This window comes from Silvania confinis, assembly GCF_025564085.1.
In the GTDB taxonomy this organism is placed as follows: domain Bacteria; phylum Pseudomonadota; class Gammaproteobacteria; order Enterobacterales; family Enterobacteriaceae; genus Enterobacter; species Enterobacter confinis.
Map to the genome: position 1 here is coordinate 78,754 of NZ_JAMGZJ010000068.1, position 14,757 is coordinate 93,510.

The window sequence follows — 14,757 nt, forward strand, 5'->3', positions numbered from 1 at the left end:
GTTTCAATTCAATGCATTACAACGAATTTTGGTACGGCAGAATATTCGACCGCAGCATCTGCTGTGTACCCAGACCGTAGTTAGAGCTCAGGCCACGCAGTTCGATGTTAAAGCCGATAACTTTATCGTATTCGCTTTGCGCTCGGGTGTTATCCCAACCGTTCAGCTTACGTTCATAGCCAACGCGGATCGCGTAACAGCAGGAGCTGTACTGCAGACCCACCATCTGATCCGCCGGTTTGCTGGTATTGGTGTCAAAGTAGTAGGCACCGACAACGGACCAGCGGTCAACAATCGGCCAACTTGCGGTACCGCCCACCTGCGAAATGCCCTCTTTATACTGCTCGGCCGACGCATAGTTAGGCAATGTCGCCTGGATGTATTCCGGACTGGCGTAGCGATAGCTCAGCTGCAGCAGTCGGTCTTCATCACGACGATACTCGATGGTACCGCTGCCGGTGGCAACGTTGTTCAGACGCGTATCGTACTGCACGCCGCCGCGCAGACCCCAGCGATCGGTCATACGCCAGTAAGTATCGCCGGCCCAGACCAGTGCCCCTTTTTTGTCGTTCTGCTCCCATTGGATATTGTCATCACCGGTTCGGGCTTCGGTGAAATAGTAGATTTGACCAACAGAAGCATTAAAACGTTCAACTGCCGCATTATCATAAACGCGAGTTGTGACCCCGGTCGTAACCTGGTTCGCCGACGCGATACGGTCCAGACCGCCGTAAGTACGGTCGCGGAACAGGCCGCTGTAGTCCGATTGCAGGAACGCAGAGTCGTAGTTCTGAATATTGCTCTGATCGCGATATGGCACATACAGATACTGGGCACGCGGCTCCAGCGTCTGGGTATAGCCTTCGCTCCAGTTCATATCGCGTTCAAAGACCAGTTTGCCGTCCATTTTAAACTGCGGCAGCGTACGGTTAACGGAATCTTCCAGCCGGGTACCGTTTGTGGCGTTGTACGTCTCAAAGTTTTCTTGCTGATAGTGCGTCGCCATCAGCTTAACTTCGGTGTCGAGGCTTCCCCAATCATTTGATACAGGCAGATTAATCGTCGGCTCCAGGTGGAGACGCGTGGCTTCTGGCATGTTGTTGTTAGTATTGACGAAATGCACCGCCTGGGCATAAACGCGGGTATCGAACGGCCCAACGTCATTCTGGTACCAGTTAACGTCCAGCTGCGGTTCGGCAGCATACGTATTGGAGTTTTGAGTACTGAAGACCTGGAACTGTTTGGTTGATACTGTGGCGTCAAAGTTCTGCACCGCATAGCCCGCGCTGAAGATCTGCGTGGCATAGCCGTCGGTACTGGAACCGTACTTCGACGAGAAGTCGTTGAAATAGTGAGGATCGCTGACCTTGGTATAGTCAATATTAAAACGCCATACCTGGTCCATCACCCCGGCGTGCTGCCAGTAGTACAGCCAGCGGTGGCGCTCGCCCTCGGTTGGGTGTTCATCTTCAAAGACTTTATCCGATGGCAGGTAGTCGAGCTCCATCAGACCTGCACCCGCCTGCGACAGATAACGGAACTCGTTTTCCCACATGATGTTGCCGCGCTTGTGGATATAGTGCGGTGTGATCGTGGCGTCCATATTGGGCGCGATGTTCCAGTAGTACGGCAGGTAAAATTCGAAATAATTGCTGGTGCTGTAGCGGGCATTCGGGATTAAAAAGCCCGACCGACGTTTATCACCTACCGGCAGCTGCATATAAGGGCTGTAGAAGACCGGTACCGGGCCGAGCTTAAAGCGGGCGTTCCAGATCTCAGCAACCTGCTCTTCGCGGTCGTGGATCACTTCGCTACCGACCACGCTCCAGGTATCAGAGCCTGGCAGACAGGACGTAAAAGTCCCATTCTCGAGAATGGTGTAGCGGTTTTCGCCGCGCTGCTTCATCAGGTCGGCTTTACCGCGACCCTGACGTCCAACCATCTGATAATCACCTTCCCAGACGTTGGTATCTTTGGTATTCAGATTCGACCAGGCTTTCGGACCTTTCAGAATGACCTGATTATCGTCATAGTGCACATTACCGAGTGCATCCACCGTGCGTACCGGCTCTGCTGCGCCTTCAGGCTGCTTTTGATGCAGCTGGACTTCATCGGCCAGCAGGCGGCTGTTGCCCTGGTTAATATCCACATTGCCGCTGAACACGGCATCGTCAGGATAGTTACCTTTCGCATTATCAGCGGTAATGGTGACCGGCAGCGCGTTCGTATCACCCTGCACCAGCGGGCGATCGTAGCTAGGGACACCCAGCATACATTGCGAGGCGAGATCGGCCGCCAGCCCTTGTTGACTGTACAAGGCGGCAGCTATCATCGTGGCCAGGAGGGTGGGGATACGTTTTTTCATACGTTTTATTTTGTGTTCCGTCATCAGTGGCTTATCGCTGGCAAACGGTCAGAGACTATCTTACTCATCATCGCAGTGCCAGCGTTAATCCTGCCCGTAGGCGAGCAGTGGTGATAGGCTCGCTATTGAATGACGAGTATGATAATGCAAATTATAGGCGATGTCCTTCAATTGACCGTGGCTCGATTCGCGGAATGATGGCGTTGCGCGGAATCAAATACATCACCATTTGGGGAGTATATGCAGTATTGGGGAAAAATTATCGGCGTGGCCTTCGCTTTACTGATGGGCGCAGGCTTCTGGGGCATCCTTTTGGGGCTGATTATCGGCCATATGTTTGATAAAGCACGAAGTCGTAAGATGGCGTGGTTTGCCAATCAACGCGATCGTCAGGCACTTTTTTTTGCCACCACCTTTGAAGTGATGGGCCATCTGACCAAATCGAAAGGGCGGGTGACCGAGGCCGACATCCACATCGCCAGCCAGTTTATGGACCGCATGAACCTGCACGGAGATTCCCGGGCGGCGGCGCAGCACGCGTTTCGTATCGGCAAGGCGGATAACTATCCCCTGCGCGAAAAAATGCGTCAGTTTCGCGGCATCTGCTTCGGCCGTTCTGACTTAATCCGGATGTTTCTGGAAATTCAGATCCAGGCTGCGTTCGCTGACGGCTCATTGCACCCTAACGAACGTACGGTGCTGTACGTGATTGCCGAAGAGCTGGGCATCTCCCGCAGCCAGTTCGATCAGTTCCTGCGCATGATGCAGGGCGGGGCACACTTTGGCGGCGGCTATCAACAACAGCAGGCAGGCGGCGGTTGGCAGCAAGCGCAGCGTGGACCGACGCTGGAAGATGCCTGCAATGTGCTGGGTGTAAAGCCTACTGACGAAGCGACGACCATCAAGCGCGCCTACCGCAAGCTGATGAGCGAGCACCATCCGGATAAGCTGGTGGCGAAAGGTTTACCGCCGGAAATGATGGAGATGGCAAAGCAGAAAGCGCAGGAAATTCAGAAAGCGTACGAACTGATTAAAGAGCAGAAAGGCTTTAAGTAAGGATGAAGCCCGGCTAGCAAAGCGCTGCCGGGCAACCTGTCAAAAATCTACCGGCGCCTTAAAGGTCATTGGCGTGCCATATTCCGGGTGGGTAATGGTCAGCATCTCGGCGTGCAGCTGCAGGCGGGGTGCCATTGCCAGTGCTTCTGGTGAGGCATAAAAGCGGTCACCCAGAATCGGATGTCCTAACGCCAGCATATGCACACGCAGCTGGTGCGAGCGGCCGGTAATCGGTTTTAAGCGCACCCGCGCGCTATTATCCGCCGCGTACTCCAGCACTTCATACTCGGTTTGCGCCGCTTTGCCGGTCTCATAGCACACCATCTGCTTCGGACGGTTCGGCCAGTCGCAGATCAGCGGCAGATCAACCAGCCCTTCGGCCGGTTGCGGATGCCCCCAGACGCGCGCCACGTACTGTTTCTTCGTCTCGCGCTCGCGAAACTGGCGCTTAAGCTCGCGCTCTGCCGCCTTGGTCAGCGCCACCACAATCACACCACTGGTAGCCATGTCCAGACGGTGGACGGACTCCGCCTGCGGATGATCGCGCTGGATGCGCGTCATCACGCTGTCTTTGTGCTCCTCCAGCCTGCCGGGCACGGACAACAAGCCGCTCGGCTTGTTGACCACCATAATGTGTTCATCCTGATACAGAATGACCAGCCACGGATCCTGCGGCGGATTGTAGGGTTCCATTACCATTTTGCGCCTCGTTTACTGATGCGTCACAACGATGAGGCGCAGCGCATCCAGACGCCAGCCCGCCTCGTCCAGGCTTTCGAGCACCTGCTGACGATTACTTTCGATCGCCGCCAGCTCATCGTCACGGATATTCGGGTTCACCGCTCTCAGCGCTTCCAGACGAGAAAGCTCCGCCGACAGTTTTTCATCCGCTTCGCTGCGCGCAGCATCGATCAATACGCGAGCCGCTTTCTCAATCTGTGTTTCACCCTGCTGCAGAATGGCATAAACGTCCTGCTGAACGGCGTTCACCAGCTTACTGCCAGTATGACGATTGACCGCGCTCAGCTGACGGTTAAAGCTTTCGAACTCGACCTGTGCCGCCAGGTTGGTGCCGTTCTTATCGAGCAGCAAACGCACCGGCGTGGCAGGCAGGAAGCGGTTAAGCTGCAGCTGTTTTGGCGCCTGGGCTTCCACAACGTAAATCAGCTCAAGCAACAGCGTGCCCACGGGCAAGGCTTTGTTCTTCAACAGCGAAATGGTGCTGCTGCCGGTATCCCCGGAGAGGATCAGATCCAGGCCGTTACGAATCAACGGGTGTTCCCAGGTAATGAACTGTGCGTCTTCACGAGACAGAGCCACATCACGTTCGAAGGTGATGGTGCAGCCATCTTCCGGCAGACCCGGGAAGTCCGGGACCAGCATATGATCGGACGGGGTGAGCACAATCATGTTCTCCCCGCGATCGTCCTGGTTAATACCGACGATATCGAACAGGTTCATGGCAAAGCTAATCAGGCTGGTATCGTCATCCTGCTCTTCAATGCTTTCGGCCAACGCCTGCGCTTTTTCACCGCCGTTAGAGTGGATCTCCAGCAGGCGATCCCGGCCCTGTTCCAGCTGCACTTTCAGCGCGTCGTGTTGTTCACGACAGACTTTGATCAGATCGTCAAAGCCGTCGGTGGTTTCCGGTGATGCAAGGAAACCGGTCAGCTCGCTATGAACGTTGTCGTAAATGGTGCGGCCGGTCGGGCAGGTATGCTCAAACGCATCCAGCCCTTCGTGGAACCAACGCACCAGCACTGACTGGGCGGTTTTTTCCAGATACGGCACATGAATTTGGATATCGTGGGCCTGGCCAATACGGTCCAGACGACCAATACGCTGTTCCAGCAGATCCGGGTTGAACGGCAGATCGAACATCACCAGACGGCTGGCGAACTGGAAGTTACGCCCTTCGGAGCCGATTTCGGAACACAGCAGAACCTGTGCGCCGCTGTCCTCTTCGGAGAACCAGGCCGCTGCGCGGTCGCGTTCAATGATCGACATGCCTTCATGGAACACGGCTGCGCGAATTCCTTCCCGCTCGCGCAGAACCTGCTCAAGCTGGAGCGCAGTCGTGGCTTTGGCGCAAATGACCAGCACTTTCTGGGAGCGATTTGCCGTCAGGTAACCCATCAGCCACTCAACGCGCGGATCGAAGTTCCACCAGGTACCGCTGTCGCCTTCAAATTCCTGGTAAATCTGTTCTGGATACAGCATATCGCGGGCGCGCTCTTCCGCCGTTTTGCGTGCGCCCATGATGCCAGAGACTTTGATCGCGGTCTGGTACTGGGTAGGCAGCGGCAGACGGATGGTGTGCAGCTCGCGTTTCGGGAAACCTTTCACCCCGTTACGGGTGTTACGGAACAGGACGCGGCTGGTGCCGTGTCGGTCCATCAGCATCGAGACCAGCTCCTGACGTGCGGCTTCAGCGCCGTCACGGTCGCTGTTGGCGGCCTGCAGTAAGGGCTCGATATCTTGTTCGCCAATCAGATCGCTCAGGGTATTGAGCTCGTCGTTGGACAGATGCTTGCCTGCCAGCAGCAGGGCAACGGCATCGGCCACCGGGCGGTAATTTTTTTGCTCTTCAACAAACTGCGCAAAGTCGTGGAAGCGGCTCGGATCGAGCAGGCGCAGACGCGCAAAGTGGCTTTCCAGACCCAGCTGCTCCGGCGTTGCGGTCAGCAGCAGGATCCCCGGCACGCGTTCGGCCAGCTGTTCAATCGCCATGTACTCGCGGCTTGGCGCGTCTTCGCTCCAGACCAGATGGTGTGCTTCATCGACCACCATGATGTCCCATTCGGCATCACACAGGTGTTCGAGACGCTGCTTGCTCCGGCGAACAAAGTCCAGGGAGCAGATCACCAGCTGTTCGGTTTCGAACGGGTTATCGGCATCATGCTGGGCTTCGGCATAGCGCTCATCATCGAACAGGGAGAAACGCAGGTTGAAGCGGCGCAGCATCTCCACCAGCCACTGGTGCTGTAAGGTTTCCGGCACCACAATCAGCACGCGTTCGGCTGCGCCCGCGAGCAGTTGCTGGTGCAAAATCATGCCCGCTTCGATGGTTTTACCTAAACCGACTTCATCAGCCAGCAGAACGCGCGGCGCATGGCGACGGCCCACGTCATGGGCAATATTAAGCTGGTGGGGGATCAGGCTGGTGCGCTGACCGCGCAGGCCGCTCCACGGCATCCGGTACTGTTCGCTCTGGAATTTGCGCGCACGATAGCGCAGCGAGAAGCGATCCATACGGTCAATCTGACCGGCGAACAGGCGGTCCTGAGGCTTGCTGAACACCAGTTTGCTGTCGAGCAGCACTTCGCGCAGCATCACATCAGACTCTTCGGTATCGAGACGCGTACCGATATACGCGAGCAATCCATTCTCTTCTTTTACGTCTTCAATCTTCAGCTGCCAGCCTTCATGGCTGGTAACGGTGTCGCCCGGGTTGAACATCACGCGGGTGACAGGGGAATCATTGCGAGAATACAGGCGGTTTTCACCGGTTGCGGAGAAAAGGAAAGTGACCATACGCGCATCCAGCGCAACTACCGTTCCTAATCCAAGTTCGCTTTCTGTATCGCTGATCCAGCGTTGACCAAGTGTAAAAGGCATATTTGTTCGGCTCTAATCTTTAATTGCAGGCAATAGTTCAACCACCGCGCTAAATGACGGCAATCGAAAAATGGGTCCGGGAATGGAAAGGGCGCTATGGTACTGGATGGCAGCGATTTCGTCACCTGTCAAAATAGCCCCAACTGTCCCGTCATCAGTGTAGCAAAATCGTCGTCCATAAACGGTAATATTCCTTCTGCCACGGGCTGCAGCTGGCGCGTAAGGTAGTGATCGTAGTCCAGCGGCGAGTGCTGATAATCCACCGGCTCCGGGCCGCTGGTGGTCCAGACATATTTAATGGTACCCCGATTCTGATACTGCGGCGCACGGCCACGCCGGACATTCTCTTCGTCGGCAAGCCGCGCAGCGCGAACGTGCGGCGGGACGTTTCGCTGGTACTCCGCCAGCGGGCGACGCAGGCGCTTGCGGTACACCAGCTGACTATCCAGCTCGCCCGCCATCAGGCTGGCGATGGTTTCACGTATGTAGTCCTGGTAGGGTTCGTTACGGAAGATTTTCAGATACAGCTCCTGCTGAAAGCGCTGTGCCATTGGCGTCCAGTCGGTGCGCACGGTTTCCAGTCCTTTAAAGACCATGCGCTGGCTTTCGCCCTCCTGAATCAAACCGGCATAGCGCTTCTTGCTGCCCTGGTCGGTGCCACGAATGGTCGGCATCAAAAAGCGGCAGAAGTGGGTCTCAAACTCCAGCTCAAGGGTGCTGGTTAAGCCCGCTTGCTGCAGATGGGCAAGCCACCAGTCGTTCACGTAGGCCACCAGCCTCTGGCCAATAGCGACCGCGTCTTCTTCGCTGTGCGCGCTTTTGAGCCAGATGAAGGTCGAGTCGGTATCGCCATAAATCACGTCATAGCCTTGAGACTCAATCAGCGCTTTGGTCTGGCGCATAATTTCATGTCCGCGCATGGTGATCGATGATGCCAGGCGCGGATCAAAGAAGCGGCAGGCGCTGGTGCCGAGCACGCCATAAAAGGCGTTCATAATGATCTTCAGGGCCTGGGAGAGAGGCTTGTTGCCGTGGCGTTTGGCATCATCGCGACCGTGCCAGATTTGGCTGACAATATCCGGCAAGCAGTGTGTGCTTCGGGAAAAACGGGCCCCGAGAAAGCCTTCGGTGCTGTGCTGTTCATCGGGCTGCGCCATGCCTTCTACCAGCCCGACCGGATCGATCAGGAAGGTGCGGATAATCGACGGGTAGAGGCTTTTATAGTCCAGCACCAGCACCGAGTCGTACAACCCTGGTCGGGAATCCATCACGTAGCCGCCAGGGCTGGCCTGCGGCGGCACGTCGCCGAGGTTGGGGGCGACATAGCCCGCCCGGTGCATGCGCGGGAAATAGAGGTGACTGAAGGCAGCGACGGATCCGCCGTGCCGGTCAACCGCCAGTCCGTTGACCGTGGCACGCTCCAGCAGGAACGGCATGATCTCGGTTTTGTGGAAAATGCGCGTCACCAGCTCGCAGTCTTTCAGGTTATAGGTCGCCAGGGCCGGTTTATCCTGCGCAAACCGGCGGTCGATCTCATCCATCCGATCCCAGGGATTGTCGATGGACTTGCCCTCGCCGAGCAGTTCTTGCGACACCGCTTCCAGCGAAAACGACGAGAAGCTCCAGAAGGCCGATTTTAAGGCCTCAATACCATCGATGATGAGGCGCCCGCGTGCCTGGGCAAAGAAGACGCCGTTCTTAAAACCGTGCTCGCGCCACTCCAGCTCGCTGTTACCGCGCCCGAGCAGCAGCGGAATGCGGTAGCGCTCGGCGTGCTTTTGCAGGACCCGTAGATCGAACTGCACCACGTTCCAGCCGATCAGGACGTCGGGATCGTGCTGCGCTATCCAGGCATTGAGCTTTTCCAGCAGTTGAGGACGGCTGTTAACGTACTCAAGCTGAAAATCGAGCCCGGAGGTATCGCCGTTGGCCGGGCCCAGCATATAGACAACCCGCTGGCCACAGCCTTCAATACCAATGCAGTACAGTTCGCCGTGGCGGGTGGTTTCAATATCGATCGACGCCCATTTCAGCGGCGGCCGATAGTGCGGATGGGGTTTAAGACGGGCATTAATCAGCCTGTCGCCCTGCACAGTACCCTCTACCCAGACGGGAGCGGTAATAAAGCGCTCCATCAAAAAGCGCTCCGGGGGACGGGTATCGGCTTCGTACAGGGTTACGCCCGCCTCGCGTAGCAGCTTTTCATAGCGCATCAACTGGCGGTGGGCGCGGCAATAGAGGCCATAAACCGGGCGGCGCTGGAAATCTTTCAGTTCAAGCGGCGTCAGCCGCCAGCCGTTTTCGTCGCGCAGCAGCTGTCTGGCTTTTTCAACATGCGGTTCAGGTATGAATGCAACGGACTCCTGCGCAGGCAGGATGACGTTTAATGGACCGTTGTCGGTCGCCAGCCAGAATTCGACCTCTGTGCCCTGCGGTGTATCCCGCCAGTGTCGGGTCAGTAAAAAACCTTCTTGCGCCTGCGCCACGCCGCTCTCTCATAAAACAAAACCAGGCCTGAGTATAGCCTGGTTGAGGGTGTTTTGCTGGGGTTTTATACAGCTATTGCCCGTAATACGCCTTTGCGCCGTGCTTGCGCAGGTAGTGCTTATCGAGCAGGGTTTGCTGCATGTCCGGCAACTGTGGCGCCAGCTGGCGGCAGAAGATGCCCATATAGGCCACCTCTTCCAGCACGATGGCGTTATGTACCGCGTCTTCGGCATTTTTGCCCCACGCAAACGGGCCGTGGGAGTGCACCAGCACCCCCGGCATCTGCGCCGCGTCGAGACCCTGTTGCTCAAAGGTTTCGACAATCACGTTGCCGGTTTCCCACTCATACTCCCCGTTAATCTCGGCATCGGTCATCATGCGGGTGCAAGGAATGGTGCCGTAGAAATAGTCGGCATGGGTAGTGCCGGTCGCCGGGATCGCCTGCCCGGCCTGAGCCCAGATGGTGGCGTGGCGGGAGTGGGTATGCACGATGCCGCCAATCGACGGGAAGGATTGATACAGCAGTCGGTGGGTGGGCGTATCGGAGGAGGGCTTTTTCTTTCCTTCCACCACTTCGCCGGTCGCAAGGCTCACCACCACCATATCGTCGGCGGTCATCACCCGGTAATCGACGCCGGACGGTTTAATGACAAACACGCCGTGTTCACGATCGACTGCACTGACGTTGCCCCAGGTCAGGGTCACGAGATTATGTTCCGGCAGGGCCAGATTGGCTTCCAGAACCTGACGTTTGAGATCTTCTAACATGCATCCTCCAGGAAAAAAGGCCCGCCCTGCGGCAGGCCAAAGGTTCCCCTGTTAACGTTTTGAACCGTAATAGACTTCGTTCCAGCGCAGGGCGTCTTTGAAGGCCGGCATACGCGTGTCGTTATCAATCACCGCCAGCTCGATGTCGTGCAGTTCAGCGAACTGACGCATGTCGTTGAGGTCCAGCGCGTGGCTGAACACGGTATGGTGCGCGCCGCCGGCCACGATCCAGGCTTCGGATGCGGTAGACAGATCTGGCTGAGCTTTCCACAGGGCGTTAGCCACCGGCAGGTTCGGCAGAGCGTGCGGGGTTTCTACCGTATCAACACAGTTGACCAGCAGACGGTAGCGATCGCCCAGATCGATCAGGCTGGCGTTAATTGCCGGGCCGGTGCGGGTGTTGAAGATCAGACGGGCGGGATCGGCTTTGCCGCCAATGCCCAGGTGCTGCACGTCGAGGATCGGTTTTTCGTCAACCGCGATCGATGGACACACTTCCAGCATGTGCGAGCCCAGCACCAGATCGTTGCCGTTCTCGAAGTGGTAGGTGTAATCCTCCATAAACGAGGTGCCGCCCTGCAGACCGGTCGACATCACTTTCATGATGCGTAGCAGGGCGGCAGTTTTCCAGTCGCCTTCGCCCGCAAAGCCGTAGCCCTGCTGCATCAGACGTTGTACCGCCAGGCCTGGCAGCTGCTTCAGGCCGTGAAGATCTTCAAAAGTGGTGGTAAAAGCATGGAAGCCACCCTGTTCGAGGAAGCGCTTCATGCCCAGCTCAATGCGGGCGGCATCCAGCACGTTCTGGCGCTTGTCGCCGTTGATTTGCGCGGCGGCCGTCAGGCGGTAGCTGCTTTCGTAATCATCGATCAGCGCATTCACATCGCCGTCGCTGACCTCGTTGACCACCTGCACCAGGTCACCCACCGCCCAGGTGTTGACCGAAAAACCAAACTTGATCTGCGCGGCGACTTTATCGCCGTCGGTGACCGCCACTTCACGCATGTTGTCGCCGAAGCGTGCCACTTTCAGCTGGCGGGTATCCTGTTTTGATACCGCCTGACGCATCCACGAACCAATACGTTTGTGGGCCTGTTGATCCTGCCAGTGACCGGTGACGACGGCGTGTTGCTGACGCATACGTGCGCCGATGAAGCCGAACTCGCGGCCGCCGTGTGCGGTCTGGTTCAGGTTCATAAAGTCCATGTCGATGCTGTCCCACGGCAGCGCGGCGTTGAACTGGGTATGGAATTGCAGCAGCGGTTTGTTGAGGATCGTGAGACCGTTGATCCACATCTTGGCCGGGGAGAAGGTGTGCAGCCACACCACCAGACCTGCGCATTTGTCATCGTAGTTGGCATCGCGGCAGATATGGGTAATCTCGTCCGGCGAAGTCCCGAGTGGTTTCAGAACCAGCTTGCAGGGCAGTTTCGCTTCTGCATTCAGTGCATTCACAACATGTTCAGCGTGCTGAGTCACCTGGCGCAGGGCTTCCGGCCCATAAAGATGCTGGCTACCAATCACAAACCACACTTCATAATTATTAAAAATCGTCATTATCGTGTCCTTAATGTGTCAGGGTTGCCGTGGATTCCGGGCTGTTCTTAACCGGGGCGGCGACAGGGAGATAGTGCTGTTCAGCGCTCTTCGACCATTGCTGATAGCGCTGATAGAGCTGTTCAAAGCGTTGCGCCTGCTGCGCACGCGGCTGTAGGGTGATTTCCACCTCGCTTGCCATATGCTGTTGCGCGGTCGGGATATCGGCATGCACGCCTGCCGCCACGGCTGCGAAGATGGCAGCGCCAAGGGCGCAGCACTGGTCGGAGGCGACGATCTGCAGTGGGCGGTTCAGGACATCGCAGCAGGCCTGCATGATCACCGGGTTCTTACGGGCGATCCCGCCCAGCGCCATCACGTTGTTGACGTCGATACCCTGTTCGGTGAAGCACTCCATAATGGCGCGCGCACCGAAGGCGGTAGCGGCAACCAGGCCGCCGAACAGCGCCGGGGCGTCGGTGGCGAGATTCAGATCGGTAATCACCCCTTTCAAACGCTGGTTGGCATTTGGCGTACGGCGACCGTTAAACCAGTCGAGTACTACCGGAAGATGGTCAAGGGACGGATTTTTGGCCCAGGCGTCGGTTAACTGCACCAGCAGCTGTTTCTTGCTGACGTCAATCTGGGATTTCAGCTCCGGATGGGCAGCCGCCAGCTGATCCAGCGGCCAGCCCAGCACCCGGCCAAACCAGGCGTAGATGTCACCGAAAGCGGACTGACCCGCTTCCAGACCGATAAAGTCAGGAACCACGCTGCCGTCGACCTGGCCGCAAATGCCTTTCACCGCGCGGTCGCCCACGCTGGCTTTATCCGCAGTCAGAATGTCGCAGGTGGAGGTGCCAATCACCTTCACCAGCGTGTTGGGCTGCGCGCCCGCGCCGACCGCACCCATATGGCAGTCAAATGCGCCGCCGGAGATGGCCACCTGCTGCGGCAAGCCCAGGCGTTCTGCCCACTCGGCACAGAGCGCGCCCACCGGGATATCGGCCGTCCAGGTGTCGGTAAACAGCGGGTAGTCGAGGTTTTGGTTGATGATGGGATCGAGATCGTCAAAGAAGGCGGCTGGCGGCAAACCGCCCCAGCTTTCATGCCACAGGGATTTGTGCCCGGCGCTGCAGCGGCCACGACGAATATCCTGCGGACGCGTGGTGCCGGAGAGCAGGGCAGGCACCCAGTCGCAGAGCTCAATCCACGATACTGCGGCCTGCGCCACGCGGGCATCCTCGCGGGTAACGTGCAGAATTTTGGCCCAGAACCATTCGCTGGAGTAAATGCCGCCAATGTAGCGGGAGTAGTCGTTCTTGCCTGGCTGATGGCACAAACGGGTGATGGCTTCGGCTTCTTCCACCGCGGTATGGTCTTTCCACAGCACGAACATGGCGTTCGGGTTATCGGCAAACTCCGGGCGCAGTGCCAGCACGTGGCCGTCGGCGTCAATCGGTGCCGGGGTTGAACCGGTGCTGTCCACGCCAATCCCGACGATCTGGCTGCGCTGTGCGTCGTTCAATTCGGACAGCACCGTTTTGATTGCCGCTTCCATCGACTCGATATAGTCGCGTGGGTGATGGCGAAACTGATTATTCGGCGCATCACAGAAGCGCCCCTCTTGCCAGCGCGGGTACCACTCAACGCTTGTCGCTATCTCCTGGCCCGTTGTGCACTCCACTGCCAGGGCACGTACCGAGTCACTGCCAAAGTCCAGGCCAATCGCAATTGCCATGCTGTTGCTCCATCAAAAAACAGGTATGCATGAACATTAGAGAGTGAGGGGGAAAATCGTCAGGCAGGATCCGCTAATCTTATGGATGATTTTGCTGTGACATGAGAAAGTGTGACGCCGTGCAAATATTCAATGTGGACATTTCTGCCGCGGTTATAGACACTTTTGTTACCGCTGACCTGCACCCTGTTACGGATAAAACGCAACGGAGGCGTTATCAATCTGGACCTATAAGACCGCTGATAGCGTTTAGATCTTTTATTGCCCGGTTTTTATGCTGTTTTTGTTGATATGGACAATTGGTTTCCTTCAGGACCCTCAGGAGTATTGAAATTATGGCTGAAACGCAAAGTGATCCCCTGCTGCCGGGCTATTCGTTTAACGCGCACCTGGTCGCGGGTTTAACCCCTATTGAGTCTGAGGGGTATCTCGATTTTTACGTTGATCGACCGCTGGGGATGAAGGGCTATATCCTCAATCTGACCGTGCGCGGGGAAGGGGTGATAAAGAATAACGATCAGACCTATGTCTGCCGTCCGGGCGATATTCTGCTGTTTCCGCCGGGGGAAATTCACCACTACGGACGCCATCCCGATGCCAGCGAGTGGTATCACCAGTGGGTTTACTTTCGCCCGCGCGCCTACTGGCAGGAGTGGCTCAGCTGGCCGTCGATGTTTGCGCACACGGGTTTTTATCGACCGGATGACGCGCATCAGGCGCAGTTTCGCGAACTCTTTGCCCAGATCATCGAAGCCGGGCAGGCGGGTGGCCGCTATGCCGAGCTGCTGGCGATCAACCTGCTGGAGCAACTGTTGCTCAGGCGCATGGAGGCAATCAATGAGTCGCTCAACCCGCCGCTCGATCACCGGGTGCGCGAGGCCTGCCAGTACATTAGCGATCATCTGGCGGACGGGCAGTTCGACATTGCCGGCGTTGCCCAGCATGTCTGCCTCTCCCCGTCGCGCCTGTCACATCTGTTCCGCCAGCAGCTAGGGGTCAGCGTCCTGAGCTGGCGCGAAGATCAGCGTATCAGCCAGGCCAAACTGCTGCTGAGTACCACCCGGATGCCGATTGCCAGCGTCGGGCGCAACGTGGGCTTTGAGGATCAACTCTATTTTTCCCGCGTGTTTAAGAAATGCACCGGCGCCAGCCCCAGCGAATTCCGCGCCGGCTGTGAGTAAAAAAGTGA

Annotated in this window: 9 protein-coding genes; 2 read left to right on the forward strand and 7 right to left on the reverse strand. The window is 57.2% G+C overall.

The annotated features are described in order from the left end of the window. Positions 1 to 16: 16 nt before the first annotated feature. Positions 17 to 2,365: an LPS assembly protein LptD gene (gene lptD, locus M8013_RS04785; RefSeq protein ID WP_271266667.1), complete on the reverse strand. Its 2,349-nt coding sequence runs from the start codon at positions 2,363 to 2,365 to the stop codon at positions 17 to 19. Between the two features lie 240 nt (positions 2,366 to 2,605). Here lptD and djlA point away from each other — a divergent pair, with 240 nt between their 5' ends. Continuing rightward, entirely contained in the window at positions 2,606 to 3,421 is an 816-nt protein-coding gene (gene djlA / locus M8013_RS04790) for a co-chaperone DjlA (protein ID WP_271266668.1), read from the forward strand. Positions 3,422 to 3,460: 39 nt separating this feature from the next. Here the strand turns inward: djlA and rluA are convergent, their stop codons facing one another. From rluA to araB, 6 genes are all read right to left on the reverse strand, one after another. Further along, positions 3,461 to 4,120 (reverse strand): bifunctional tRNA pseudouridine(32) synthase/23S rRNA pseudouridine(746) synthase RluA, encoded by a 660-nt coding sequence (rluA, locus tag M8013_RS04795; RefSeq protein ID WP_271266669.1) that lies wholly within the window; start codon positions 4,118 to 4,120, stop codon positions 3,461 to 3,463. A gap of 12 nt (positions 4,121 to 4,132) precedes the next feature. Further along, positions 4,133 to 7,039 (reverse strand): RNA polymerase-associated protein RapA, encoded by a 2,907-nt coding sequence (gene rapA / locus M8013_RS04800; RefSeq protein WP_271266670.1) that lies wholly within the window; start codon positions 7,037 to 7,039, stop codon positions 4,133 to 4,135. A gap of 128 nt (positions 7,040 to 7,167) precedes the next feature. Further along, a complete protein-coding gene (polB, locus tag M8013_RS04805; RefSeq protein WP_271266671.1) occupies positions 7,168 to 9,525 on the reverse strand; it encodes a DNA polymerase II in 2,358 nt (785 codons plus the stop codon). Between the two features lie 73 nt (positions 9,526 to 9,598). Then, positions 9,599 to 10,294 (reverse strand): L-ribulose-5-phosphate 4-epimerase, encoded by a 696-nt coding sequence (gene araD / locus M8013_RS04810; protein ID WP_271266672.1) that lies wholly within the window; start codon positions 10,292 to 10,294, stop codon positions 9,599 to 9,601. A 51-nt stretch (positions 10,295 to 10,345) separates the two neighbouring features. Then, positions 10,346 to 11,848 carry an L-arabinose isomerase gene (araA, locus tag M8013_RS04815; protein WP_271266673.1) on the reverse strand — a complete coding sequence of 501 codons (1,503 nt, stop codon included), beginning with the start codon at positions 11,846 to 11,848 and terminating at the stop codon, positions 10,346 to 10,348. Between the two features lie 10 nt (positions 11,849 to 11,858). Next, on the reverse strand, positions 11,859 to 13,568 hold the full coding sequence (gene araB / locus M8013_RS04820; protein ID WP_271266674.1) for a ribulokinase: 1,710 nt from the start codon (positions 13,566 to 13,568) through the stop codon (positions 11,859 to 11,861). A gap of 335 nt (positions 13,569 to 13,903) precedes the next feature. Between araB and araC the strand changes: the two genes are divergently transcribed. Then, a complete protein-coding gene (gene araC / locus M8013_RS04825) occupies positions 13,904 to 14,749 on the forward strand; it encodes an arabinose operon transcriptional regulator AraC (RefSeq protein ID WP_271266675.1) in 846 nt (281 codons plus the stop codon). Positions 14,750 to 14,757: the final 8 nt, after the last annotated feature.